The 25,420-nt window shown below is 61.1% G+C and carries 21 protein-coding genes and 1 tRNA gene; 1 reads left to right on the forward strand and 21 read right to left on the reverse strand.

What is annotated here, in order from left to right:
* Window positions 1-6 precede the first annotated feature (6 nt).
* From AWB64_RS04715 to AWB64_RS30760, 17 genes are all read right to left on the reverse strand, one after another.
* On the reverse strand, window positions 7-1,641 hold the full coding sequence (locus tag AWB64_RS04715; RefSeq protein WP_060817460.1) for an ATP-binding domain-containing protein: 1,635 nt from the start codon (window positions 1,639-1,641) through the stop codon (window positions 7-9).
* A 24-nt stretch (window positions 1,642-1,665) separates the two neighbouring features.
* The gene (locus AWB64_RS04720) at window positions 1,666-2,685 is read right to left on the reverse strand and encodes a WYL domain-containing transcriptional regulator (protein WP_060817461.1); all 1,020 of its coding nucleotides are present in this window, start codon (window positions 2,683-2,685) and stop codon (window positions 1,666-1,668) included.
* A gap of 175 nt (window positions 2,686-2,860) precedes the next feature.
* Window positions 2,861-3,217: an SIR2 family NAD-dependent protein deacylase gene (locus AWB64_RS32170; RefSeq protein WP_244163928.1), complete on the reverse strand. Its 357-nt coding sequence runs from the start codon at window positions 3,215-3,217 to the stop codon at window positions 2,861-2,863.
* Window positions 3,217-3,684: an SIR2 family NAD-dependent protein deacylase gene (locus AWB64_RS32175; RefSeq protein ID WP_244163929.1), complete on the reverse strand. Its 468-nt coding sequence runs from the start codon at window positions 3,682-3,684 to the stop codon at window positions 3,217-3,219. Before AWB64_RS32175 ends, AWB64_RS32170 begins: the two co-directional genes overlap by 1 nt.
* A gap of 13 nt (window positions 3,685-3,697) precedes the next feature.
* Window positions 3,698-4,111, reverse strand: a complete 414-nt coding sequence (locus AWB64_RS04730) for a hypothetical protein (protein ID WP_060817462.1) — start codon at window positions 4,109-4,111, stop codon at window positions 3,698-3,700.
* Between the two features lie 77 nt (window positions 4,112-4,188).
* On the reverse strand, window positions 4,189-5,739 hold the full coding sequence (locus tag AWB64_RS04735; protein WP_157766588.1) for a hypothetical protein: 1,551 nt from the start codon (window positions 5,737-5,739) through the stop codon (window positions 4,189-4,191).
* Window positions 5,740-5,773: 34 nt separating this feature from the next.
* Complete coding sequence (gene recD, locus AWB64_RS04740; RefSeq protein ID WP_082850367.1) at window positions 5,774-7,918, reverse strand: exodeoxyribonuclease V subunit alpha; 2,145 nt, start codon at window positions 7,916-7,918, stop codon at window positions 5,774-5,776.
* Window positions 7,915-11,748: an exodeoxyribonuclease V subunit beta gene (gene recB, locus AWB64_RS04745; protein WP_060817464.1), complete on the reverse strand. Its 3,834-nt coding sequence runs from the start codon at window positions 11,746-11,748 to the stop codon at window positions 7,915-7,917. The genes recD and recB overlap by 4 nt, the downstream gene beginning before the upstream one ends.
* Entirely contained in the window at window positions 11,745-15,353 is a 3,609-nt protein-coding gene (gene recC / locus AWB64_RS04750) for an exodeoxyribonuclease V subunit gamma (protein WP_244163930.1), read from the reverse strand. Before recC ends, recB begins: the two co-directional genes overlap by 4 nt.
* Before the next feature lie 200 nt (window positions 15,354-15,553).
* A complete protein-coding gene (locus tag AWB64_RS04755; protein WP_060817466.1) occupies window positions 15,554-16,387 on the reverse strand; it encodes an SIR2 family NAD-dependent protein deacylase in 834 nt (277 codons plus the stop codon).
* Window positions 16,388-16,475: 88 nt separating this feature from the next.
* Window positions 16,476-16,658: a hypothetical protein gene (locus AWB64_RS04760; protein WP_060817467.1), complete on the reverse strand. Its 183-nt coding sequence runs from the start codon at window positions 16,656-16,658 to the stop codon at window positions 16,476-16,478.
* Window positions 16,659-16,725: 67 nt separating this feature from the next.
* Window positions 16,726-16,869 carry a hypothetical protein gene (locus AWB64_RS31860; RefSeq protein WP_167353899.1) on the reverse strand — a complete coding sequence of 48 codons (144 nt, stop codon included), beginning with the start codon at window positions 16,867-16,869 and terminating at the stop codon, window positions 16,726-16,728.
* A 248-nt stretch (window positions 16,870-17,117) separates the two neighbouring features.
* Window positions 17,118-17,324 carry a hypothetical protein gene (locus AWB64_RS04765; RefSeq protein ID WP_060817468.1) on the reverse strand — a complete coding sequence of 69 codons (207 nt, stop codon included), beginning with the start codon at window positions 17,322-17,324 and terminating at the stop codon, window positions 17,118-17,120.
* 908 nt (window positions 17,325-18,232) lie between these two features.
* Complete coding sequence (locus tag AWB64_RS31265) at window positions 18,233-18,517, reverse strand: dynamin family protein (RefSeq protein ID WP_208603242.1); 285 nt, start codon at window positions 18,515-18,517, stop codon at window positions 18,233-18,235.
* A gap of 218 nt (window positions 18,518-18,735) precedes the next feature.
* A complete protein-coding gene (locus tag AWB64_RS04775; protein WP_060817470.1) occupies window positions 18,736-19,389 on the reverse strand; it encodes an EcsC family protein in 654 nt (217 codons plus the stop codon).
* A 351-nt stretch (window positions 19,390-19,740) separates the two neighbouring features.
* The gene (locus tag AWB64_RS04780) at window positions 19,741-20,196 is read right to left on the reverse strand and encodes a hypothetical protein (protein ID WP_060817471.1); all 456 of its coding nucleotides are present in this window, start codon (window positions 20,194-20,196) and stop codon (window positions 19,741-19,743) included.
* A gap of 731 nt (window positions 20,197-20,927) precedes the next feature.
* Window positions 20,928-21,296, reverse strand: a complete 369-nt coding sequence (locus tag AWB64_RS30760; protein ID WP_082850381.1) for an ADP-ribosylglycohydrolase family protein — start codon at window positions 21,294-21,296, stop codon at window positions 20,928-20,930.
* Between the two features lie 685 nt (window positions 21,297-21,981).
* Here AWB64_RS30760 and AWB64_RS04795 point away from each other — a divergent pair.
* Window positions 21,982-22,440, forward strand: a complete 459-nt coding sequence (locus AWB64_RS04795) for a hypothetical protein (RefSeq protein WP_060817474.1) — start codon at window positions 21,982-21,984, stop codon at window positions 22,438-22,440.
* Window positions 22,441-22,694: 254 nt separating this feature from the next.
* Here AWB64_RS04795 and AWB64_RS04800 read toward each other — a convergent pair whose 3' ends face one another.
* The 4 genes from AWB64_RS04800 to AWB64_RS04815 form a co-directional block, all read right to left on the reverse strand.
* Window positions 22,695-23,909, reverse strand: coding sequence for a tyrosine-type recombinase/integrase (locus AWB64_RS04800; RefSeq protein WP_060817475.1), 1,215 nt, complete (start codon window positions 23,907-23,909; stop codon window positions 22,695-22,697).
* Window positions 23,910-24,100: 191 nt separating this feature from the next.
* Window positions 24,101-24,176, reverse strand: a tRNA-Ala gene (locus tag AWB64_RS04805).
* 68 nt (window positions 24,177-24,244) lie between these two features.
* Window positions 24,245-24,607 (reverse strand): c-type cytochrome, encoded by a 363-nt coding sequence (locus tag AWB64_RS04810; protein WP_060817476.1) that lies wholly within the window; start codon window positions 24,605-24,607, stop codon window positions 24,245-24,247.
* Window positions 24,604-25,410: a BON domain-containing protein gene (locus tag AWB64_RS04815; protein ID WP_060817768.1), complete on the reverse strand. Its 807-nt coding sequence runs from the start codon at window positions 25,408-25,410 to the stop codon at window positions 24,604-24,606. Before AWB64_RS04815 ends, AWB64_RS04810 begins: the two co-directional genes overlap by 4 nt.
* Between the last annotated feature and the right edge of the window lie 10 nt (window positions 25,411-25,420).

Here is a 25,420-nt window from a genome sequence, read left to right on the forward strand (position 1 = left end):
CGCGCTTTAGCTCATTCTCTTGAGCAACAGCGCCGCAGCCGGCTCTGACATCACAACAATCAGCTTCATCGTCGCACGCGTCGCACCAACGAAAAGACGCCGGAACGCCGCGTCGTCGAACTGCTCGAAGTCGACCTCCGTCAGAATCACGCAGGGCGCGCTTTGCCCCTTGAAGCGATAGACCGTTTCGACCGTGACGTCGCCATCGCGGTAGACCGGTGCGCCGTGCTCGTCGTACGTCCCCGTGAAGCTGCGCAGCGCGTAACGTCCGAGCCGGTCGAGCACGGGCAACAGTGACTTGTCCCGGCCATTGAAGGTCAGCAGCGCGATATCCGCGGGAGCAAAGCCCGCGGCGACCGCCTGCTCGAGTGCTCCACGGGTCGCCTGTGTCGCGCTGCTGCCGGAATACGTGATCAGGGCAACATCCGACTCGGTGAACGGCCCCGCGGCTTCAATCGCCATGGGCGCGCCCGCCAGCATACCGAGAAAGCGCACGACGTCGTGCGGACTGCGATGATTGGCCATTGCGCGCACTTCGACCCAGCCTGGCAATTCCACACTCTTGCGCAGGTACAGGTTCTGCATCGGATCTTCCAGCCACCAGAATCGCCCGCTCTTGCGCAACACTCGCTCGATCGGCAGCACCCATTCCTGACGGAAATCCTGACCTTCATCGACGATAACCGTATCGAAGCATTCGGCGTCATCCGGCTGGTAAGCCAGCAACGCACGTTCGAGCGACTTGAAGACGCGCTCGTCAGCAAAATCGATCGGCTGCCCCATACGCGTCGCCGCCTGCTGGCAAAGCTGGTGATAAGTGAGCACCGTCGAACCGACAGGCGCGATGCGCCGGAGGTGATCGGCAAGGGGCCGGTTGAAGCACAGATAGAGCGCGCGCTGTCCGGCGTTGACGGCATCGTCGAGAACGCGAAGGGCAAGCTGTGTCTTGCCCGACCCGGCCGTACCGATCACACGCAACCTGAACGGCTGAAATTCGATCGACCGCGCCCACGTCGCAAGGCCGCCCGAGACGCGCGTCACGAACTTCGTGACCTCGCCGATCATCGCGCGCACGTCCGGCGTCAGCGAGAGCTCGTCGGCAAGAAACGCATGAATGCGGCCAAGACAAGGCAACGGCGGTTCGTCAGCGGGCAGAATGGCCTCGACCAACGACACGAGGTCGTCCCTGCGCGCGGCGTCAACGATCCGCGTGGGATTGACGCCGGATATCGCCGGATACTTCACCCGGTAGTCCGGGCAGTACAACATTTCTTCAAGCCTGTAGTTTTGGCCGCCAAATGCGGCCTTGAAGCGGCCATGCATTCCACCGATAGTTCGTGCGATCTGCGAAGACACGCTCTTGCTCTTGCCCGCATACAGTTTGGTGAGCCCCTCAGGCGTCTCCTCCAACCCGCCCGACTTCTGTTCAATCACGAGTACGCGGCCCGCCGGACTCACGACCACGAAGTCGGCCTCGCCGAATATTGAAAACCCTTTGTTCAACTGCGTCCAGTGAACACCGTGATAGACGGTATAGGTATCCGGCAGACCGCGTTGCAAAACGCTGAGCGTTTCGATTTCACGCTGCGCGGCGCCGCTCACCAGCTGGTCGCTCCAGCCGGCAGGGAATATCTGAGCCATGCTTAAATGCCTCTCGCGCAGTGGCTATTGGCCGTACATTCTTGCCAGTTCGCCGGCTTCCTCGGCAAGCTCGGCGCGCAGGCTCGCGGGGCCGATCACTTCCACGTATGGCCCGAACGAGCGCAACCACCAACGCAACCTCTGACTCAGCATGACGGTTCCCTGCACATGCAACACGTCGTCTTTGCGCGTGCTCTTCTGATCCTTCGACATGGGCGCTTCAAGCAGATGATCACCCGCTCCGCTGACAAACTTCAGCTTGAGCTGCACTTCTTTTTCGACCATGAAGTCGAAGCTGCGTTGCTGCTTGACATACGCATCGAGCGAAAACGACGAAGGATAGGCAAACGATTCGAGCATTGCTGCGGCGCGCGAGAGACGGTCCAGGCGATACATCGTGGGATTGGTCTTGCCTTCCGTGCCCGCCACCAGGTAGACCAGTCCGCCGACCTCGACGAGCCCGAACGGCAATACAACCTTTGCGCGATCGTTATCGGTGTTGTGGCGCGGACGATAGACGATCTCCAGCTTGCGCTCTTCGAACAACGCTCTCGAAACCGTTCCGAACAGTTCGCGATCGATCACGGGATAGTGCAGCGCGAAGCCACCGCTCTCCACGGCAACCTTGCTCGTCCAGCGCGAGTATTTCCGCTCCGTTTCGCTATTGGTCTTCCGCAGCCGCGTGTCTGCAATTTCAAACATCGCCGAGAGCGACTCTGCCACCAGTTCCGGGATCTGCCGCGAAGAGAAGCGTCTGAGGGTCTGCAACGCCAGTGCTTCATCGAAGCTCATCAGCCCGCCGCCTTTGGCCGCCATGCCGCTCGCCCCCGCCTTTTTGCGCCATATGGATGCGGTTCCGCGCTGGTCCATCTCGACGAGACCTTCTTCCTCGAGCTTCGCCAGATGCCGGTGTATCGTCTTCGACGAAGGCATGTCCGGCACGGTATTCGTCAGACGCCGATGGATTTCGGGAGTGCTGAGATAGTTGCTTTGCGTGGCTGCGTCGGGAAGGACGCGCATGATTTCGCGGTCGATGTCAGACATTGAACGATTCGGTCGTTTGGATGGATGATCTTGGGTATATCGGCACCTTTTGATCTTTTCTTGAGTGCGCGTGAATATGTTGCCAGCCCTCAACACCGACGCAAGTCAGGCTCGCCTATTGGCCTATGCGAAGGATGCATCCCTTGCATGGGCCAACATGAACGCTGGCGCGAGATCAGGGCGCGGCTAGCGCCGCGTCGATTGCCGAGAGCACGTCGAGCGCCGTGCCGCGCATGCCGACGCCCTCGCCCGCCACCTCGCTTTCGTCGAGATTGATGCGGATCAGCGGGCCGAGTACGGATTCCGCAAACATGCGCACGCTCGGCACTGCCGTTCCCGCGCCGAGTTCGATCACCACCGGTCTTTGCACGGTGCGCAGCCAGATACGCAACCGTTCCCATTGCGCGGAAGTGCGTGTCTCGACCCAGAAGCCGTCGTCAAACAACAGGAAGTTCGGCCGCGCGAGATGGCCACAATGCGGGCAGCGCGGCAACGAGGAAGCACCAAGCGAGTCGATATCGACGCCATCCATCACGCTACCTGATGGCCAGATCGCGTCGCCGCATGGTTTGTCGCACTGCATGAAGTTGATGGTGCCGTGACACTCCAGAACGCGCGCCTCGTCGTAGCCCGCCGCCTGAAAGTGGCATCGACGTTGCTTGTAAAAACGAAGGCGCCATGACGCGCACCCTCGGCCCAGCGCTTCAGCATCGCGTAGCCCGGATGGGGTTTCAGTTGCCTGCACACCTGAAGGGCGCGCCCATAGAATCGCCAGGCGTCGACGGGCTTTTCGACGAAACAGTCGCCCTGTGTCAGCGAGCCGACGTCGCGCTCAGTCATGCCCACGGGCAGTAGTGACGTCCACAGTCCGTCCGTGCCGCGAAAGTCGGGCAGACCCGAGTCCACGCTCATGCCCGCGCCTGCCGCTATCACAATGCCGTCCGCGTTGCGGATCCAGTCTGCTGCGCGTTGAATGTCGGTGCTATTGATCATCGTCATTTTTTTCGTTGTATTAGAAGCGTTCGGCCCAGCGTTCCCAGAAGCCCGGCTCGTCATGGTGTGCGTTCTTTTGCGCATCGTCGAGGCCGATTACGAGGAAGCGCATATGTGGCATGCGCAATGAGCCGTCCGGATACTCGAGGAATGCCTCGAGCGCGCGGTACGACGGATTGCTGGAATCGTACGGAACATCGATATAGATCGAACCGCGATAGCTGACCATCATTCGTTCGTCCGCGACTTCTCCGCAGGGCTGCCATGCGTACCCCTGAGCACCGAGCCACTCGACGATGGCCGCTCGCGCCGGATGCGATTTGCAATGATGCGGCGACCGCTCGCCGGAAGGATCGTCGAAGAAAGTCACGAACAGCGCGTCGCGTTGCTTGCGACGCGCGATCGCGTCGATATGGTCGATCATCTGCGGCATGACGTGGGTCCGTGCTGAAAGGGGACTCACATCGTGGCAGCTTGTCGGGACATTTTATGTCCCGACCATCATGACTGCTAGCGTGGATCGAGGTCTCGACCGTTTCGGTCGACACCGAGCCTGTTGCGGAAGTACTCGAAGCCGTCGCCAAAGAAGCGGTGGAAGAACTCTGTCGGCCGGTTCCTCTCGTCGAGCAAGCCGAAGTGTCTGCCAACACCCCGGCCGACCGACAACAGCGTATTCGCCGAATTCTCGGTGCCCGCAAATTCCTTTCGGACGAGACGTTCGTTAGGCGTTTCGCTCGACGCAACGAGTGCACAGTATCCAGCCAGACCCGCGCAAACGATGCAAACCTGTCTGCGTTCGTCACACTCAATGAACTGCTCCTCGCCATAGTTGGCGACGACAAGCGCTTTTTCTCCGCCCTCCTCGATCGACCGGATCTCGTCCGGTGAGCGTGCGAAGAGATCGAACTCAGGTTCACGAAAAGGATAGCAGTAGCTCCGAAATGAATTCCTGAAGCTCGAATAACGATCAGCCTGTGCCGGACTCTCCAACCATTGCCTGAGGTCCTCGGCGCCATGCTCGCCCGGCGACGTTTCGAGATACTCCCGATATGCCCGCAATACCGTACTGAAGGCATGCCCGGTCGGCACGTAATTCCCGCTTCGCTTCGAATGCCGGCGCCCGTGCCGGACGCCCCTGGCTGCACTGGCCTCGCCGCCGTCCGCCAGACTCGCGAGGTCATATCCGATCATGAAAAGCGCCGCCTCGAATGCGTGACAACGTGCAGCGAGATGACTCGCGACATCGCTCGCAGATTCGTTGACGAACAGCTTCGTCTGACCGAGAACCGCACGTATGATCCAGCCCGCGCGCAATTGCCAGCGCGCCCATTCCTCGCGGGGCACCTGACGCTTGTAAAACTGCGGCGACGCCGTAAAACCCAGCTCACCGGGATTTCGAATCTGCCGTCCACGCGCCGGCCCCGATGGAAAACCCAACGCATCATGCTTATTACCATTGCTCCTGGCGTCGCGCCTGAACATCTCGAACAGCATCGCCAGCGCAGCGCCGACACGGCTGTCGTAGATCGGTGAGCCTGTCGTATCGAGCAGCGCATGAATCTTGGTCAATCCCGAGTCGAAACGTTGCACATTGCCCGCGTGCAATTCGTCGAGCGTCTGGTCGCCGTCGAGCGCAAAGAGCGGCGCCAGTTCGCGCAGATATGCACACCACGCGTTTTCCCGGACCTTCGACTCGATGAAGGGAATCGCGCCCCGCACGCCTCCCCAGCGCAGCACTTCGCGCGCTGCAGCGCCCGCGGCAAGTTCGTCGCCATTCGCGACGCTCTCGCGCAGCCACGCACTCAGACGTTCGAGCGAGGTGCGCGTCGATGTCCAGTCGCCAGACTCAACCGGCTTGCCAGTGCGCGGATCGAACCAGGTGGCTCGCCAATGGTAGTGCGCAAGAACCGCTTCGATACCGTCCACCTGTGTATCAATTCCGCCTGGGACAAACTGGCTGTGTGCAAAGCGTAACCGGACGGGCAGCGTCGGCAGCCGCTCGGACAGCCACGCTACGAAAGCTCTCACGCCAGGTTGTGCAAGAAACGCATTACGGTTCATCAGTCAATTCCCCTCAAATGAATTTTTCAAAACGTCACTGAAAATCGAATCCCGCGGAAAGCCCGCTCGCCCGCCGCACCTGCGCATCAACAGCGCGTTCGATAATCGCCATGCCACCCACGCTGGCGATCGTCAGATAGCTGCGCGCACGCGTGATGCCCGTGTAAACGAGTTCGCGAGTCAACACGGGGCTATGGGTGTCGGGCAGCACGAGCGCGGCGTGCGTAAACTCCGAGCCCTGCGATTTATGGACGGTCAGCGCGAACACCGTTTCGACGGCCTGCAAGCGGCTCGGCAGCACCCACTTGACGCGCCGCGAGCCGTCGCCCGCAGCGAACACGACCCGCAGGCTCCAGCCGCCATCGGGCGCAGGCAGCGCGAGCGTGATGCCAATGTCGCCGTTCATCAGTCCCAGTTCGTAGTCGTTGCGCGTCACGAGAACTGGCCGGCCCAGATACCACTCGCCCGTCGCCGCGATCAGCCGCTCCTCCTGCAGCAGATGTGCGACGCGCCGGTTCAGTCCTTCGACGCCCCACGCTCCGCGCCGCAACGCGCACAACAACTGAAACTTACCGTGTGCTTCGAGCACGACGTTCGCCCACGCATCGAGCGTCGCCTGATCGGCGTCATGCGCCGGTTGCTTGTCACGCAAGGTCTGCAAATAGTGGCGATAGCCATGCCGCGCACTGGCGTCAGGCTTGCAAACACCTGCTTCACAGCTCACCTGGGCGCCGCCCGCCACGCCGTCCACGACGAGCGCCTTGAGTGCTGCGTCGCCCTTCTCGATGGACTCGATTAAGGTGAGATCGGCGTGGCCGCGCGCCCAGACGCTCGCAACTTTTTTCGGCTTGCCGCTGTTGACCGCTTCCGCCAGTTGACCAATGCCGCTTTCCGATGAAAACCGGTGACTGAAACGCAGCATCGCAATCGACTGATCAAGCGCGCTGCCCGACTCGTCGACGAGCTTGGCATCGATGCGCTCGCCCGTCGCTTCCTGCAGCCACACCTGGGTCGCGCGCGTGTAGTGGCCTTTGCGCGCGCGCTGACACAACTCGCCGAGCACGGCACCCGCTTCCACCGAAGCGAGCTGGTCCTTGTCGCCGAGCAGAATCAGGCGGGCGTGTTCGGGCAGCGCATCGAGCACGGCGTTCATCATCTCCAGATCGACCATCGACGCCTCGTCGATCACCAACACATCGAGCGAAAGCGGATTGCCCGCGTGATGCCGGAAGCGTCGCGTGTCGGGCCGCGTGCCGAGTAACCGGTGCAACGTCATGACGGCCACGGGAATCGCTGCGCGTATCGCCTCGCCTTGTGGAAAGCCGCCGAGTGGCAGACTCGCGACCGCGTTAGCAATCGACTCATTCAAGCGCGCGGCCGCCTTGCCCGTCGGCGCCGCGAGGCGAATGCGCAGCGGCTTGCCTGTGCCGCCCGCGAGCGTCTGCGATTGCAGCAACGCGAGCAGCTTCACAACGGTTGTCGTCTTGCCCGTGCCCGGTCCGCCCGTAACAATGCTGAACGCGCTACGCGCGGCGAGCGCACAAGCGAGTTTCTGCCAGTCGGCGTGCGCATCGCCCTGCTTTGCCGATGCCGGTGGCGGTGCCGGAAAGAGCGTCGCAAGCGCATCGCGCAGACCATTGGTGTCCAATTCGCTTTCAAGCTGGCCTGCCGCTTCGAGGCGCTGGCCAATCGCGCGGCACACATTCTGTTCGTATTGCCAGTAGCGGCGCAAATAGAGCCGCGTGCCGATCAGCACCAGCGGCGAACTGCCTGCGCCGTCGCCAACCAGTTCGGAATGAACGAGCGCCGCCCGCCAGCGCTCCAGCGTGATGTCCGCCAGCACGCTCGAAGGCAGCACGATGTCGTGGTCGGCTTCATCGACGTCACGTACGGAGAGCCCGTCGGGCGGAAGCGACAGCACGGAGGCGGGATCCGCAAGCGTCGCAGCAAGATCGAGGCACGCGTGGCCTCGGCCCAACTGATGGCTCGCAAGCGCTGCCGCGAGGATAAGCAGCGCGTGCGCATCCTGTACCTCGCGCGCGAGAAATCGCGCGAAGGCGGCATCGACGTCGCGCAGCCAGCCGCGCTCAACCCAGCCTGCCAGCATCCGCTCGACCTGCTCGCGGCTCTCCGCGTGCCGAACCATCATGAAGGAGGCTTCAGAAAGAGTCGTGGTCATGCAGCCTCCCGATCGGCGAACCCAGCGTCGCCCGTGAACAGTGCGTCCAGCCGTTCGATCAGCTCGCGCGGCGGCCTCTCGGCGTATATACCCTGCGTCGACGCATTCAGGCCGCGCAGGAACAGGTAGACAGCGCCGCCAATATGCGTGTCATAGTCGTAGCCGGGTTGCCGCGCCTTGAGCAGCCTGTGCAGCGCCAACAGGTACAGCACGTATTGCAGGTCGTAGCGCGAGCGCAGGATCTGCGCGCGAATCCGCTCCGCCGTGTAAGCGGCGTCGCCGGAGCCGAGCCAGTTCGATTTGTAGTCGGCGACGTAGTAGCGGCCTTCATGTTCGAACACGAGATCCATGAAGCCCTTGAGCATGCCGTTCAGTTGCGCCGGTTCGATCGCGGTGCGTTCGGCCTGGCCGACCGTGTATTCGCTCACGAGCCGGTCGACGGCCGCCGTATCGACGCGATGCGCGGCGAGCCAGAATTCCATTTCGCCAATCGATGCACTCAGTTCCGACAGCGTGATCGAGGTCGCATCGACACCGTGACCGGCTTTCAACGTCAGTGGCGTCGTGACGATCTGCGCAATCCATTGCGTCAGCGGATCAATCCAGCGCTCCCAGCCGCGTACGCTGCAACGGCGCGCGATCACTTCGCGTAACGGCCCGATGTCCGCCGCGACCTGCCTGAACCCGTGTTGTGCGGCCCATTCGAGCAGATCGTGCAGGAAGCTGCCTTCGTCTGAGCCGCGCGGGAAGTCGTGCAAGGCGCGAGCGGACAGTTGCGTTGCGACGCGGCGCAGCGGTTGCGTGGACAAGGCCGTGTCGTCTTCCTCGATCTCCACCTCGGCGTCGCGCGCTTCAATGAATTCTTCTTCACGCGACGTGTCGGGCGCCACGCGCGCGCCGTGGCTCAGCTTCTTGAGGCTCGAATAACTCTCCACCGACCATGGCTCGCGCATCACGCGTACCGACTCGCGAGCCTGGCCTTTTTGCGACACCTGGTGCTGACGCGCGAGCTTTTCATGGCCTGGCTCGGGTGCCGGCGTGACCGCGATGTCCGTCGACGCGCCGAATGCCTCTTCGAGGCAACGCACAAGATTGCCTGCCGCCAGCGTCTTTCCACCGTTGAGCAGATAGCCAATCGCGCTGCGCTCGAATTCCTTGAGTTCCGCCATGCCAATCCACGTCCCGTAACGGGCGCGCGTCAACGCCACATAGAGCTTGCGGAGGTCTTCGCCTAGCCGCTCGCGGTCAACCTTTTGCAGCACGCCGCCCATGTCGGTGAGCGAGACCTGCAGCGCGCCCTGTTCGTCGTGCCATTTGAAGGGCACATCCTTCGGGTCCGCTGGACGGTGTGCGCAAATGAACGGCAGGAACACGAGCGGATATTCGAGGCCCTTTGACTTGTGAATGGTCACCACCTTCACGAGGTCACCGTCGCTTTCCAGACGGACCTGCCGCGCGTCTCCGCCACCATTGCCATCTGCCGCCGCCTCGCGCTGTTCGGCGAGATAGCGGATCAGGCCATGCTCGCCCTCGATCATCGTGCTGGCCTGCTGCAGCAGTTCGGCCAGGTGCAGCAGGTCGGTCATGATCCGCTCGCCGCCCTGCAGGCCCTCGCTATCGTGGGCATGCAGGCCGAGCAGGCGCGCGGGCACGCTGAAATCGTTCAGCAGGCGGCGCAGCATCGGCAGCACGCCCTGACGGCGCCAGCACTCCCGATAGCCGCGGAACTGCAGCACACACGCCTCCCACGCCATCTCGTTGCCGTACAGCGCATCGAGCTGGACCCAGCCGAGCCCGAGCGTAGCGGTGGCCAGCGCGGTACGCACGAGCCGTCCGTCATCCGGGTCCGCGCAGGCCGCGAGCCAATGCTGCAGTTCGGCCGCCTGCGGACTCTCGAACACGGAGTCCTTGTCGGACAGATAGACCGTGCGCACGTCGCGTTTCGCGAGCGCCTTGCGGATTGCGTCGGCCTCTATGCGGTTATTGACGAGCACGGCCATGTCGGCGGGGCGCAGCGATCGCCGACGGCCAGCGTTACCCGCTCCCGCAAACCCGGCGCTGTCGCGCTGCCCGAGATCGAGCAGACGCACCATCTCCGTCGCACAACTTTCCGCCATGCGGTCGATATACGTGGACTTGGCGAGCGGCTTGCCGTCGCTCGATGCCGGCAGCCACCATGTCGTCAATGCGCGGGGTGTTTCACCGTCAACAACAAACGCATCGTCGCGCCCTTTCGCGCCGACCTGGATAAACGGCACAGGGTTGCCGTCGCCCGTGCGAAAGAGAAACGCGCCCTCGCCTTTGTCGCGCTGCTCCGCGAAGTTGAAGCAGTGATTCGTCGCATTGACCATCGCATGCGTCGAGCGAAAATTCGTCGCGAGGGTATAGAGCTGCGTGCCGCACGAGCGCCGCGCCGCGAGGTACGTGTAGATGTCCGCGCCACGGAACGCGTAGATTGCCTGCTTCGGATCGCCGATCAGAATGAGCGCGTTTTGGGCCTCGTTATTGGCCTCGCCTTTGACCTCGCCATTCGCGCCATCGTTGGCCGGTCGATAGACGGCATCGAAAATGCGGTACTGAATCGGGTCGGTATCCTGGAACTCGTCGATCAGCGCGACGGGGAACTGCTTGCGGACGATGCCGGCAAGACGCTCACCGTTCGGGCCATGCAACGCGGCCTCGAGGCGCGTCAGAAGATCGTCGAATCCCATCTGCGCGCGCCGCCCCTGTTCCAGCGAGAAACGCTCGGCCACCCAACGGGCCGCATGCGACAGGAGATCGTCGCGTGCGTCCGGCAACGCGGCGATTTCGCCGCGCAACTTCGCGAGCGCATCGAAGCCGGGATGCGATGGGGGTGTGCCATGCTGACAGTGTCTTGCGAGCGCTTCGTGTGTGAGTCTGCCCCCCGCGGTATCGGTCAGGTTGGGCCTCGTCTTCAGCGGATCGTCGGCCCATCCAGCCAATTCTTTTAGCCAGCGGTCGCAGGTGGCTTGCGCAAACTCTCTGCCCAATTGCCCATCTGCGCGCGCGGCATCCAACACGGCCTTCATCTGCAACGGCAGCGTCTTCCACGGCACCTTGATCGCGGCGAGACGGCGCGCGAACTCTTCGCGTGCCGCCTGCAACGCGTCAGCGGGCGCGGACGCGTCAGCCAACTGCGGCGCGACGTCGATCAGATTGCGCAGCTTCTTCTGCAAGTCCAGCGGACCGCGTACCCATTCGGCGACAGTTGCCGCGTCCGCGGCATCGAGCGGCGTCATGAACGTGCGCCAGTAGTCGCGCACGACTTCGGCGAGCAGGTTGCTCTGGTCGGTTTCGAGCGTCTGGGTAAACAGGCTGTCGCTGTCGAATGCGTGCTCGCGCAGCATGCGGTTGCACCAGCCATGAATGGTCGATACTGCCGCTTCGTCCATCCACTCCGCCGCAAGCTGCAGGCGGCGCGCGCAGCCCGCCCACTGCTGCTGCGGGTATGCCTCCCGCAAAGCGTGCAGCAGATCTGTCTCACCCGGCCCGAGGGCCGTCACGTCGTCCGGGTCAGCCTGGAAATACGCCGCCGCTTCCGTCAGCCGTGCGCGGATACGGTCGCGCAGTTCCTTGGTTGCGGCGTCGGTGAAGGTCACCACGAGAATCTCGGGGGGCGTCAATGGACGCGCATGCGCATTAGACGCACCGTGTCCTAGCACGAGCCGCACATAGAGCATCGCAATCGTAAAGGTCTTGCCGGTGCCCGCGCTGGCTTCGATCAGACTGCGGCCGGACAACGGGAAGCGCAGCGGCTCGAGCGGCTGCGGGGTCTGCATCGCATTCGTCAGATGGATCGGCGCGTTCATTCTTTAGCTCCTGCGTTGTTCTTCACTGCGCCGATGAGCGGCCCGAGCAGCGTCGCGGCGAGCGACGCAAACTCACCACTCGCGGACAATGCATCGAAGTCGGGATACGCGCGGCGCAGGCTTGCGCTCCTGTCCATCTCTCCTGGCGAGTAGCCGCCGTTGTACTTGTCGCGCGCGGCCTTGTCGGCAGCCACCAGATCCTGCTCCGACCGCGCCTCATCGCGAGGCGCGCCGCCGCTCGCAAACAGCCATTCGAAGGCCGACTCCACGGCAAGCGGCAGCGGCCTGCGCATCCCTTCTTCCCACGCGCGCAGCAACGCACCAAGATGCGCCGCGGCCACGTCCTCCTTCAGCGGCGGGAGCTCGACCGTCCCCTTCTTGCTGACGATCACAGTCGTCACGCAGCGGCCTTCGAGATTCGCCGCCAGATGTTGCACCCACGGCCCAATGAGCTTCGGATAGCGATACCGCCTTGCCCTCGCGTCGACGAGTTCACTCGTTTCGAGCAATAGGCGCGCGAGCTTGCCACCGGCGTCGGCGCGCCACTGGCCGAGCCAGTCGGCGATGGCCAGTGGTCCGTGTTCGCCCGCCATCTGGAAGCCAATCTCGTGCTCGCGCGCGATAGCAACCGGCCAGCGTTCGAGCTGCGCGCGATACTCCGCGAAGAGCTTGTCCATCGGCTCGATGAGGCTGGCTCTCGCGAGATCGCCGAAGCCGCCCGCCATCACGTCGCCGCGGCGGCGGATAACTCCGAGGCGCACCTCGAGCGCGGCGACGATGGCGGCTTCATCCTGGTCGCCTCTGTGAACTTCGGTGGCCTGCGCGCGGATCAATTCATCCTGCAACTTCCATGTATCGAGCGCGTTGAGTTCGAACGGCTCCTGGTCGTCGCTTGCCTCTTCCTGCGCATCCAGCGCAACGCGCAAGCGCTGGCTGAAGAACGCCTTGACGGGGCTCCTCAGGAAGTCCGCGAGTTCGCGCAGCGACAAAGGCTCGTCGCGCGCGACGGCGTCAAGCGGCGTGTCCGGCGCAGATGCGCGCATACCGTTTTCACGCGGCGCGGAGCGCCACTCGGCGGCATACGTGAAGAGGGGCGAGCTCGTCGCGGCAGCAGAATCCACGGGGAAATACTCGACGCTGAAGGGCTGCAGGCGATGCTCGACTGTCAACGATTGGATGAGCGCATGGCGGTCGTCATGGCTTGCGTGCAAGAGCTGCCAGCCTTGGGCGAGATGGTCGCGAAGCTGGCCGATCAGCACCGACGGCGGGCGCTCACTGTTGTCGTTGATGCTGCGTCCGACCCACGACACGTGAAGATAGTCGCGCGCCGACAGCACCGCTTCCAGCAGCAGATAGCGATCGTCCTCGCGGCGCGAACGGTCGCCTGGCCTGTAGTGGCCGTGCATCAAGTCGAAATCCGTCGGCACGCGCGTACGCGGATAGTCGCCGTCGTTCATGCCGAGCAGGCACACGAGACGAAATGGGATCGCGCGCATCGGCATCAGCGTCGCGAACGTCACCGTGCCTGCGAAGAAACGTTGCGACAGACCGCCTTCGTCAAGCTGGTTCAACCAGTAGTCGCCGACGACGGAAAGCGGGAGCGCGTCGACGAGACCCGCTTCCGCGCAAGCGTCGAGCCACGTTTGCAGAATGTTGTCGAGGCGCGCGAGCGTGTACGCATCGTTGCCGTCCTCTGCGCTGAAGAACGCTTGTTTTATCGCACGCAGACGTTCGCACCACACGGCGGGCGTCGCCGGTTCGCGCAATGCCTGCCATGCATTGTCGAGTTCGTCGATTAGTCTGACGAGCGGCCCGAGCAGCGCGGCATCGAGCCCGCCCACTTCGCCGAACGGCTCGATATCTCGCCACGCGTGCGCGTCGCCGCCGACGGCATAGCCCAGCAGCATCCGGCGCAGGCCGAACATCCAGGTATGCGGCGCCGCTGCGTGATCGTCACGCGGCAGGTCGAGGCTCGCGCGATGTTCGGCGTGCAGACCCCAGCGCACGTTCGCGCCGCGCATCCACGCGCGCAGCGTCGGCAGATCGCTTTCGTCGATGCCAAAGCGCCTGCGCAGGGCGGGAACGTCGAGCAGGTCAAGCAGATCGCTAACGGTCACGCGCGAGTGCGGCAAGCCGATTAGCATCTCGAGCGCGCCCACCAGCGGGTCCGCCTTGCGCTGTCCGCGATCGGCAACGCTGAATGGAATATAGCGTGGGTCTTCGCGATCAAGCAGTCCGAACACCGATTGGATATGGGGCGCGTAGGCCTCGATATCAGGCACCATCACAATAATGTCGCGCGGCCCGAGGCTTCGATCGGCGTTGAACGCCGCCAGCAACTGGTCGTGCAGAATCTCCACTTCGCGTTGCGCGCTGTGCGCGACATGGAAACGGATCGAGTTGTCCGTGGCGGGATCAACGGGTGGCCATTCGGTTTGTGTCTCACGCAACGGACGTAGATCACGGATGTCGTCCTGCAATTGCTGAAGCAGGCTCGCCGCATCGCGCTCCTCGAACAGGTCGATACGCTGACCGATGCCCGCAAATTGCGGACGATAGCGATCGCGCGCTTCGGCACTGTCGAACTCGTCGAGCAGGCCGATGAAGTCGCGCCCCTGCTTGCCCCACGACGCGAGCAAAGGATGCGCGTGCAGATGCAACTGGTCGGAGGGCAGTTCTGTGGGCGCGCCTTCGCGGCGCTGTTGTCGTGAGTGTTGAGCGCGCAGAAGCTCCTTGTCGGGCACGATGTCGGCCCAGTAGTGCGCGCACGGATTCGGCACGCACATCAGCACCTGGGTCCAGCGCGCCAGCGCAGCCAGCGCCTCCAGCGACTGGCGCGGCAGACTCGAAATGCCGAACACGATGACCCGCCGCGGCAGGCCAGCCGGGCGCGCGTCGCTATCCCATGTCACGGCGCGTCTCAGGAATGCCTCGTGGACAGCGGCTCGTCCGCCGTTCGACATCGCGTCCTGCGCCACGCCGCCATCCGTCGTATGCGCCACATCGGCAATGAGTTCGCGCCACAGGTCCGCCTGCCAGCACTGTTCCCCGGGCAGCGGATGCGGGTCGCCTCGCGCGTCCAGCACAATGTCGTCGCCCCGGGCCCAGCACGCCAGCCAGTCGGAGCGGTACATCTGGTACTGGTCGAACAGATCGGCGATGCGCTCGGCGAGCTGGAAACGCTTGCGACGGTCGTCGTCGTGGCTGATGAAGCGCCGCAGAGGCTCGAACGCGGGACGGTCGATGAGCGCGGGCAAGACCCGCATCAGCCGCCAGACGAGACGCGATTCGTCGAATGGCGAAACCTCGGCCACCGCCGACGCGCCCAGCACGGCGCGATACGCCTGCCAGATGAAGCGCGAAGGCAGCGAGATTTCCAGCGCCGCCGCGATGCCGCAGCCACCGGAGCCTGTCGCGGGATCGCGATCGGCGGCGAGCGCGAGCTTCAGCCATTGTGCAATGCCATTGCTCTGCACGAGTATTGTCTCGTTCTCGAGCGGCGCGAGCGGGTAACGCTTCATCCATTCGACAAGCAGATCGCGAAGACGCTCGGATCGGTTGCCGTGGATGAGCATCAGCCCTGGAGAAATGGAATTCGAGGTCAAGAAAAGCTCCATGAGCGCGAGCAAACAAAATCGGCACACTCGGGCGATGCGTGTCCGGATTCCGTTTGCGCAATGCGCGTGGTCGTGAGTTGACTGGTGCTATGCACGTCTGCAGGCGGCATCACAGCGCGGCATTGTCGTCATGTCGCAAAAATGCGCCGGTAGTCGACGGGTCCGCGGCACCCACCCTTGTCTCGATGTCATCGGGTCTGCGTGCCAAGGGAGTGGTCGATCGCGATGAGAGTTTCGAGCGCGCTGCCCCGAATGCCAACGCCCATCGCCGGATCGATCTGTGGCTCGCGAGCATTGATGCGGATGACGCGCGGCCCGCATCGCTCGCTGAAACGGCGGATGGTCGGCAGCGCAGTGCCTGCGCCGATCTCGACTATCACTGGCCGTTCGACAGATGCGATCCAGCGCTGAAGACGCGTTTCCTGTTCATCCGTGCGCCTCGGCAGCCAGGCGGAATCACCGAACATCAGGATGTTGGGACGGGCGATTCCGCCGCATATTGGGCAACGTGGCAACGCACAGAGAAGGCGGCAGGACTTCTCGTCGAGTTCTGGCTCGAACCCGGCTGCGGGCCAGGTGCGCGAGCAGCAAGGCGCCATGCATTGCATGTAGTGGATCGAACCGTGACACTCCGCGACAAGTTCGTCGGCAAAGCCCGCGCGCTGAAACTGGCCATCGACGTTGCTGGTGTAAACGAATGCACCGTGCGGCATGCGCTCTGCCCAGCGTCTGAGGATGGCGAAGCCAGCGTGCGGCTTAATCTCGCGATACAGCTTCAGGCGATGGCCGTAAAACCCCCACGCCAGCGCGGGGTCTTCGTGGAACGATGCCGGATTGGCAATCGCTTCGAAGCTGATCTGTGCCGTGCCCAGCGCGGGATAGGCGCGCCACAGCCCCTCATTGCCGCGAAAGTCGGGCAGCCCCGAGTCCACGCCCATGCCCGCGCCTGCTGTCACCAGCAGGCCGTCCGCATCGTGCAGCCAGGCAGCGGCCTGCGCCATTGCCCGTTGTTGTTCTCCCATCACGTTCGGCCCTCGTATCCCCGTCTGCGTATTGCCCGCTGCTGCGTATTTGTCGAAGTGCCGCGATTCCGTACGACGGCTTCAAACGTCAGCCGCCCTTGAGACGGTGCAAGGTCAGTTCGGCAAGCGCTGCAGCGCCGTCCAGCGGGCCCGCCACGGTTCGCTCCAGGTCTTCACTGCCACATGCCGCGCATTCGCCGGGCAGGACCACTGCGTCGCTGCGCTGCGGATACACATGACGGCAGCCGCATGAACGACACGTCAGTTTCATCGGGGGAGCGGGAATTGGCATGACGAGGACGCGCGCCGGAAAAGCGATTCGACGCTGGGTTGGCAGGTCAAACTGCGCCGGACGTGGCGTTCTGTGCGTCGCGGCGCACCTTTTCAATGTACTTGCCAAGCGCGACCGTCGACAGAATGCCGGTGGCAAAGACAATTGCAAATGCTGCGAGGCTTTCCAGCGGAGAATTGTTGTTTAGCATATCGGTCTCTTCCAGGTTAGTACGGCGTGTTGATGCCGCCAATGTCGCCCCCGCTCTCACGAGTTGCACGGCGCGAGGCATGTTCAACTGAGTTCACGCAGATAGTTTGCATGGCGCTTTGGACAAACGACGTCCTGATTGCACGAGCCGATACCTTGTTACACCTGCGCATTTACGGCACATAACTGAATTTCTTTAAGTATTCGCTCACAAAGTTTTGCTTGTGAATCGCAGCGAGCGTGTCGCCGCTATCTGACCGTGCGCCAGATCAACGCCGAAAGCTGATTGCCCGTGCCGATGATCCGGTAGTGGCTGTCGCGTGTCAGATCGGACTTCGGGTCGTATTCGCCGACCCGGTTGTAACGCGCGTCGCGGGCAATCTGTTTGCCGCCAGACTCGGTCACGATGGTGCCGATGATGTGATAGTGGTCGTCTCTCAGGTATTCGGTGGCCATTAGTGCTCCCCGTAGCGTCTGGATATATGCAGGCATTGCGATGACCGGACTATAGGCGCGCATTGGGACAATTCGCGTCCCGAAGGCTTCGACAAAGCACAAGGGCGCCGTGGCTTCGCCTGAAAGAGTTTGCGCAGGTCGTCGCAGGATATAGACGCTGATTCGAGACAATGAAGTTGGTCATAGCTGCCTCTCGTAGGCTGCCGTTTTAAAGGGACAATGTTTTTCACCATCGGTTGGGGCAGAGTCGGTCACGGATTGTGTGGGACAACCCAACCTCGCCCTCTACGCCATATCTCAAAAGATCAACGTTAGCGGTCGACTCACTACCGTGGTTCGAGCCGCCATGGCTATACGGACTGTTTTTTGTGCGGATCAGCAACTCGAATGGCCGCCTGAGCGCGAAGATGAGAATCCCACTACCCGCGAAACCATATTTCAGGTGTGTTCAGTCGTCCAGCGAGTAAGGAATTCCCACTGCCAACAAAAGATCTTCCACATTCTCGTCTTTGTCCACTGCATTTCGTTTTCCGGCTTGGGCAGTTTCAATTTGTACGCAAACCCGGTCCAGTCTCCTGGAGTCCCGCCGAACGATATTTCAGAAAGGACACCGTCAGGCGGGACTCGTTACGAAGAGCTTACGGGACTCGCGACGAAGATTTTCGCTCGTACAGTCGTTATCAATAATGCGCTTCGGAATTGAGATGCAGTGGCAGGTTCGGCTGTTCAGCGAGTGGTGAATACGCAAACCCATAGTAAGTTCGGCCTCCGTTTCTGGATTCGCCGATTTGACGAACGCGTAAATGCACCATCGTTGTGGACATCGAATGTTCCGAGTCAACTGCGACATCACGACACCCTCACTGCCTCAAAGGAGACGCATGAACGCTTCTGGGCCATACCAACGGTCACTCGCGGATATCGGCAAAGCGAAGCTCGGCGGGCAGGGCCGTTTCGGGCGTGATCGCAACCGGCAGCAGATTATCGCCAGTCACCGTGTTGATGAGCGAGGACTTGCCCGGGCTGAACGACCCGACCACAGGAACGATCAGTTGCTGAATAAGGACGCTGCCCAATATGCACTGGATGCGCTGGAAAGGCGTGTCGAGAGCCTGGCGAGCAACACCACCTGGAGCGTCGACCAGGTCGTGGAGCCTTTTCAGACGATCAATCGGTAAAGCTTTGGACTTCAACGTGGGTGGAATTGCCGTTGGAAGACTGACGTGTAATGAACGCGGATGGGCAAAGATCGCTGTCAAAACGGGAATCAGGAACTGGCTTTCGTCGGTACGTACTTCCTTTACATACCGACGGCCGTGCGCATAGCCTGCTGCCCCTGTTTAGCCTGGTTCCGACCGACTGGAGTCCACGTTATAGGTAGCAAACTGGTTATTTAAGGTGTGACATTCGCTCAGGTTTCCACGACCTCATGGACGATCTTTCCTGTGATAAAGATGTCACGTGCGGCATTACCGATCATGTTAGTAACCGTCGCGTCAAACGCCCCGCCGATCACGCCGCCGAGGAACGGCACCATCTTTGTCAGATTTACGACACCTTGGCTCCCCGCCTTCGTCACAAGCCGAAACCCGACCGCCTGATTGATCTTCGTGATAACGGCACCGCTGATCTTGTTGATCGCGAGCTGTACGGCCTTCTGACCTACCTGAACCCCCACGTCTCGCAGAATTTCCATCGTCGCATCGCCTGCGAGACACGCGAGAACCAACGTACGAACCTTGTCGCTCCTGAGATCATGTCCGCCCATCTTTGCGATGGCCGCGATCATCCGGATCTGTAGATACAGCACGGAAGCGAGATTGGCCGGGATGGCTACCGGCAACGTGGCGAATCCACCTAATCCGGTCACAAACCCCGCGGCACCCGCTTTCGTGTTCTGCCAGCGAATCAGGGAATTCACCTTGTCGACGAGGGGACCTTCCTCCTTCATGTACTCGTCGGCCATTTCCTTGGCAGAATCGGTACCCATAGCGCCGTCGACAGCCTTGTCATAGGCCCAGTGCAGCACTTCGATGATTTTCTCTTTTGTTATCAGGTCACTCATTCTCGGTCACATGTTGTTTGGATTTTTCAGGTAGACGGATGCAGATGTCCGCCGCTCTCATCTACTACTAACGGCTCCCAGTAGAAAAAACTTAACTGTGTACTCAGCCGGTGCGCTGGACTGCGAGAGAACGGCAAACGTCGCATGCAACATCTGAGCAGTCCCTACCGACGAATGCCGATGACCCCGCTGGTCATCAAAGAACAGATTCGGCGTCAACCCTGACAGAATCCGGGCCATTTCCATCCCACCCAGAGAAGACGGTTGGCCGGAGCGACGCGCCCTAACCATTCAGCATGGTAGTCACATACGGTCTCTGACTACAGATGTGTCTGGTGAATTGTGCCAACCTCAGTTCAGCGTTATGGACACTTCTTGCGTCGAACGCTTGTTGAAGTCGATCAGTCCGCTTTCGTTATGAGACTGCACCACGTACTGAAGCATTGACCCAAATCGTTGAACAATCGCAGCAAATTGTCCAGCAATCAAACCCTGCGCATACGGCATGGCATATGACACCGTCAAATCCTCATCGGCGTCGAGACTGAACACCGGAAGAAAAATCTTTCCGTTCAGTAGATGTTCAAGGTGCACCTTACTGGCTTTTGATTCTTCATTACGCAACGGGAGAAAGCTCCACAAGCGGATAAATTTCGGGTCGTCTACAACCGAGACGCTGTACCAAATACCCGATTCGCTCTTCAGGCCGATGCGATTTTCATCAACACTTACAATTGAAAGTCCACTATCAGTCAAGCGATCCGACAGCAGTTCAAGCGTTATCTGGTCCTCAGTCCATACAAGCATCGCAGCCTCCCGTTGTATATGCAGTAGACACCCCGAACAGCGCACCGAAGGTCAAGGATTCTTTACGCTAAAGATCGGAAGATGCACTGAGATGTCTTCATGCGATATGTATCGCTCGAACTTCGCGCAGCCGTCGGGCCATCGGCCATAAATTTTCTAGGAGCAGTCAGCACCGTATCGAAGTCGGCATAGTCACCGTACGGGGGATTGTCCGCCATATGTCTTGCTCGCGCCAAATAGAAGTCGGGCTGGTCGGGTGTGAACGTTCCAGTTGCCAGCGTGTTCTCGATATGAAGCGCAAACCTTGTGGAGCCGGGTTTGCTAAACATGAGAAGGATATCGGTCTCGCTTTCGAGCCGCCGGGTTTCGGTCGAACCTGTCGCTGGGTCACGGAAGGCAACAGACATGCTGCGCCACGGATGGTCGGACTGTAACGAATAATAGATGGCCCCGTCCCCGTGAATTTCGTGCGAGTCAGAAACCAGTCAGCGAAGTCTCTGGAAAACCTGAAAGCATCTCCGCTAGCCCTGTCGAGCACCTTTTCCGCAATTTCGCTCATGACCTCCCCGGTATTTCTTGTTGTACGAATCTGCTTTTACGTCAGAGCGAGAGCGATCATCGGCTTTCGAAACTGAATCGTCAAGACTGACGAGGCCAGCGACCCAACGCGCAAACGTTTGTCATGCCTGGTCCCACCATATGGCAAGTCGCTATTGCGAATCGCCGCCTATCTACCGCGCCCTAACGCTTGCCAGGAATCGGACAGCCAACGGTTCAACGATCTTGACACGCCGCAACTGCTTCAACCATCGAGCAGGAATGCCATCGATGCCGTATTTGATACCGGTCAGACCATTCGCCACGGCCGAAGTCGTGTCGGTGTCGTGTCCTAAAAGAATCGCAGTCCGCACAGCATCTTCGAATAAACCTTCTTCCAATGCCTTGCGGGCCGACCAGGTCGTATCGAGCACGTATCCGGTTCCTGATGGTCGGTCCGTTTTCGCAAGCGTCTGAGAACGTTCAGTTCCGTCAGAAGATCCTGACCGGCGATTTCTGGAACGTGATCGAGTGGACCGGAAGGCACTATTGGCGTTGCGCATGACATCAATCACGCGGGCTATGCTCGCTGTCACGTTCGCCCAAATGCGCACCTTCCCTAACGAATCGTTGGCACACAGTCGGACCAGGATGCTTCGCCAACCATACGCAAAGATAGCTCGATGAGTGAATGGCGCCCGAAACCGGCGCTAGCCTATCCTGCAATACCTCCATTTCCTTCTATTTTCATCGCGCAATTTGAAACGTTTTCCTGAGCGGCGACAAACGCTGCCAAACTGGCGCGGACCGGGATTGCCGGTCTCGTGGAAAGAATGTGGTGGTATTTGCCTTCGGCCGTTCGATGCAGCGCAGACATGCAAGGAACGGGACCAGATACTCCGCTAAAACTGATTCGCAACAATATGGGGAGCCGCATCACAAGCGAATTCGATACGACAACCACCCACCCCCAAATACGTTCTGAGTTATCCAGCGCGGCATAGTCGCTCGAAAGCTAAACCGTCTCGTCGAAGTCCACGGATAGCCCTGCGACAATGCATGTCCTGAAGCCAACGTTGTTGCTCCGCCACTGACCGAAAAAAATTCGTCGTTCCGATGTGTCTCGTTGTCGTCCAAGGTGTACTGCGAACGTCCACAAGGCGCGCGAGTACGGCGTTGACGTGCCAGCCAACGGCATGCAGCATCGTATAGAAACACCCGATCACCTGATGGAAACGGAGGGACACCATGCCTGCACCGAAGATGTACACGAAAGCCCAATGGGATGAGTTCGCCCGGCTGCTCGATGCGCTACCTGAAAAATCACCTTCGGAGCGGCGTATCACGGTGCGGGATGCGATGCCGAACGTGCGCGCCCATATCGATTCGGCTCGCGCTAAAGGCTATTCGGTCGAGCAACTGATAGAGCAAGCGAAACAGGCGGGTATCGATGTGACGACCAGTGCACTTCGATACGCAATGCAGGAAACGAAGAAGCGAAAGGGAACCGGTCGTCGACCGGATGGCGCATCCGGGGCTCGCGGGTACACGAATACTTCCCACAACCAATCGGCAAAGCGCACAACCGGTCAGCAAACCAGTCTTGCACCTCAGGAAAAGACGGTGCGCGAAGACAGCAAACCCGGCTCGATGGTCATCCAGGATGCGTTCAGTTTCAAAATCAACCCCGATATCGAAGACCTTTGAACCAGACAGCAATACAAACGGACCAGCACGTAGACGTCGTCACAACGCACTCTAACGCGACCCAACGATGCGTGAACTCGGCCGGAGCCGCGTAGTAGATGGAAAGCGACATGGATGTTCCGGCGCAAACATTTATCTTGAGCCGCCGATCGCACAGCATCTACTTTGAACGGGCGTTCCGCGACTCAGTTTCCTCGGGAAGAAAGCCCTGAACCAAGCGCTGACCAGAAACTGATCCCGCCAGGATCTTCGTCTCAAAGACCGCGCGGCCGGATCGGCCCGACCTCCGCCCCTGCCTTTAGTCGATCCAGGTAATCAGCCCATGCCTGCATCATCGCGACCCGGTCGTCGATAAACCGTGTCCGGTTATAGGCGCTGCCGAGCGAGTCAGGAACTCGATGGGCCAACTGGTGCTCGATGACTTCGGCCGGAAACCGAAGTCGCTCGTGCAGGATGGTCCGAGCCATGGCCCTAAATCCGTGGCCGGTGATCTCGGTTTTCGTGTCGAAGCCCAGCCGCTGCAGGGCAGCATTGATCGCCGCACCACTCATGGCTTTTCTGCGATCGCGGCCGGGAAAGACGCAACGCCATTGGCCGGTTTGTGCCTGCAACTCCTTCAGGATCTCTACAGCTTGGTTAGCCAGCGGGACCAGATGCTCGGTCTTCGTCTTCGAAACAGTGGAGGACCATGCGCGCCGCTCCAGATCAATCTGCGCCCACTCGGCCTGCCTCAGCTCTCCGGGTCGCACGAACAGCAACGGCGCAAGTTGCAGCGCCGCGCGCACGACCAGCGTCCCGGAAAAGCCATCGAAGGCGCGCAGCATTTCGCCGACCTTCTGTGGATCCGTAATCGAGGCGAAGTGGGTATGCCGGTTTGGCCGCAGCGCGCCGCGCAAATCGGCGCTCACGTCACGCATCGCGCGCCCGGTCACCACGGCGTAGCGAAAGATCTGACCGCAGTTCTGCTGAAGCCGATGTGCAGTGTCGTGAGCGCCGCGCTTCTCGGCACGGCGCAACACTTCAAGGACTTCAGGTGGACTGATGTCGGCAATGGGACGCGAGCCAAGCCAAGGAAACAGGTCCTTCTTCAGTCGCCCCATAATCTTCTGGGAGTGGCTGGGCGCCCAGTCGGGCGCCTGCTGCTCGAACCACTCAAGCGCGACCGCCTCGAACGTGGTGGCGGCGTTGAGCCGCGCCAGGCGCTTCTTGTCCTTCTTGGCCTGACCGGGATCAATACCATCGGCAAGCATCGCGCGGGCTTCGTCGCGCTTTTTTCGCGCATGGGCGAGCGTGACGTCGGGATATATACCTAGCGCCAGCCTCTTCTCCCGATCGTTGAATCGATATTTCAGGCGCCAGTATTTGCCGCCAGACGGAGAAATCTCGAGATACATTCCGCGGCCGTCGGAGACCCGGTACGCCTTCTCACGAGGCGCAGCCCGGCGAACTTCCAGATCGGTAAGAGGCATGGAACACCTCCCATTGCATTGGGGGCACAAATTCTGGCCACAGGGAAAATCTGGCCTGATGCCCCCAAACCTGCGCCGAAAGGCCCCCGGCTGTCAACGGAAACCATGATCCCAGAGTGGAAACAAAAACCCCGCGAGCCTTACGGGACGCGGGGTTTCGGGAATACTTTGGAACTGCCAGGAACATCTGATGGTGGAGAGGAGGAGGATCGAACTCCCGACCTTCGCATTGCGAACGCGACGCTCTCCCAGCTGAGCTACCCCCCCATCGTGGAAAAGATTCTAGCACAGCCTAAGGATCGTCTGACAAGCATCCGACCCTGCAAACCGATGCGTTACTTTGAAGGCGATCCAGCCAGAATCCAGCCAACCACCTTCGTGATATCACCCGAGTCCATCGAACGATGAGACGGCATGGGCAACATGCCCCACACGCCGCTGCCGCCGTCCCTCACCTTGGTTTCAAGCCGCGCCAGCGCTTTCGCGTCGCCCTTGTATTTCTCCGCGATCTGCTGAAACGATGGCCCGACAAGCTTCCGGTCCACAGCATGACATCCCATGCAGGCATTCTTGCGCGCGATGTTCATGGCATCGGCGGGAGAAACAGCAGACGTTGGCATATCAGCAGCGACAGCACCGTGGGCCGCCGCAATCAGAACAACCGCAGCGGCCACGCTCCCCAAAAACCACCGCTTCATTTTGCCGCCGGCGCAGGATTGCCCGGATGCACGTCCGAGTTTTTCACAGGCGCGGATGACGTTCCATCAAGCGGCTTCGAGCTCACCGACGAATCCGGAACGGCGCCGACCGTCGGGTTATCGTCGATAGGCGTGACCACCGGCGCGCTCGCGCCCGACGCAGCCGCCGCCGACAACGCTTGCGCATCCTCCGGCTTGATGTACTGGAACACCTTCACGACCTGATCCACCCCAGGCACTTGTGCCGCGACATTCGCACCGGCCGCGCCCTCATCGCGCGTGACAAGTCCCATCAGATAGACCGTATTACGCTCGCACACGACCTTGTAGAAATTCGCGCGCAGATCCTTCTCGCCAACCAGCGCACCCTTCACGCGACTTTCGAGATAAGCGTCGTTGGTCCGCGACGACAACGAACTTGCTCCCTGAACAGCAAGCTCGTTCACGATGCTGTTTACATTGTTGATGTTACGCACGACTTCCTCGGCCTTTTGCTTCCATTGCTCGGCGGGCACTTCGCCGGTCAGCAGCACACGCCGGTTGAACACGGTCACGCTTACGTGCGCCTGATCGGGCAGGCTTTCGCCAATGCGGGACTTCGCCTTGACCTGGATCTCGCGATCCTCGGTTTGCGCGCCGAGCGTGCGCCGGTCGGTTGCGACCAGCGTGCCCCCGCCAACCGCGCCACCCACCGCGCCAATGGCAAGAAGCGCGCAACCCTGCATGCTCAGCGCGACGCCCGATATCAGTCCAGCCAGCAACGTGGCCTTGGCAAGCGTCGATTTGACGCGTGTCGTGTTCATCAACTCGTTC

The sequence above is a fragment of the Caballeronia sordidicola genome, from assembly GCF_001544455.2.
Classification (GTDB): domain Bacteria; phylum Pseudomonadota; class Gammaproteobacteria; order Burkholderiales; family Burkholderiaceae; genus Caballeronia; species Caballeronia sordidicola.

Bases quoted from the DNA above. Each gene is read 5' to 3' on its own strand.
- AWB64_RS04730 (WP_060817462.1), bottom strand. From the start codon at position 4,111: ATGCCGCAGATGATCGACCATATCGACGCGATCGCGCGTCGCAAGCAA.
- AWB64_RS04760 (WP_060817467.1), bottom strand. From the start codon at position 16,658: ATGAAACTGACGTGTCGTTCATGCGGCTGCCGTCATGTGTATCCGCAG.
- AWB64_RS32175 (WP_244163929.1), bottom strand. From the start codon at position 3,684: ATGACGATGATCAATAGCACCGACATTCAACGCGCAGCAGACTGGATC.
- AWB64_RS04800 (WP_060817475.1), bottom strand. From the start codon at position 23,909: ATGCCTCTTACCGATCTGGAAGTTCGCCGGGCTGCGCCTCGTGAGAAG.
- AWB64_RS32170 (WP_244163928.1), bottom strand. From the start codon at position 3,217: ATGGATGGCGTCGATATCGACTCGCTTGGTGCTTCCTCGTTGCCGCGC.
- AWB64_RS04720 (WP_060817461.1), bottom strand. From the start codon at position 2,685: ATGTCTGACATCGACCGCGAAATCATGCGCGTCCTTCCCGACGCAGCC.
- AWB64_RS04780 (WP_060817471.1), bottom strand. From the start codon at position 20,196: ATGCTTGTATGGACTGAGGACCAGATAACGCTTGAACTGCTGTCGGAT.
- AWB64_RS31860 (WP_167353899.1), bottom strand. From the start codon at position 16,869: ATGCTAAACAACAATTCTCCGCTGGAAAGCCTCGCAGCATTTGCAATT.
- AWB64_RS04815 (WP_060817768.1), bottom strand. From the start codon at position 25,410: ATGAACACGACACGCGTCAAATCGACGCTTGCCAAGGCCACGTTGCTG.
- AWB64_RS04755 (WP_060817466.1), bottom strand. From the start codon at position 16,387: ATGGGAGAACAACAACGGGCAATGGCGCAGGCCGCTGCCTGGCTGCAC.
- AWB64_RS04735 (WP_157766588.1), bottom strand. From the start codon at position 5,739: ATGAACCGTAATGCGTTTCTTGCACAACCTGGCGTGAGAGCTTTCGTA.
- recB (WP_060817464.1), bottom strand. From the start codon at position 11,748: ATGAACGCGCCGATCCATCTGACGAATGCGATGCAGACCCCGCAGCCG.
- AWB64_RS04810 (WP_060817476.1), bottom strand. From the start codon at position 24,607: ATGAAGCGGTGGTTTTTGGGGAGCGTGGCCGCTGCGGTTGTTCTGATT.
- AWB64_RS30760 (WP_082850381.1), bottom strand. From the start codon at position 21,296: ATGCGCAACGCCAATAGTGCCTTCCGGTCCACTCGATCACGTTCCAGA.
- AWB64_RS04765 (WP_060817468.1), bottom strand. From the start codon at position 17,324: ATGGCCACCGAATACCTGAGAGACGACCACTATCACATCATCGGCACC.
- AWB64_RS04715 (WP_060817460.1), bottom strand. From the start codon at position 1,641: ATGGCTCAGATATTCCCTGCCGGCTGGAGCGACCAGCTGGTGAGCGGC.
- recD (WP_082850367.1), bottom strand. From the start codon at position 7,918: ATGACCACGACTCTTTCTGAAGCCTCCTTCATGATGGTTCGGCACGCG.
- AWB64_RS04775 (WP_060817470.1), bottom strand. From the start codon at position 19,389: ATGAGTGACCTGATAACAAAAGAGAAAATCATCGAAGTGCTGCACTGG.
- AWB64_RS04795 (WP_060817474.1), top strand. From the start codon at position 21,982: ATGCCTGCACCGAAGATGTACACGAAAGCCCAATGGGATGAGTTCGCC.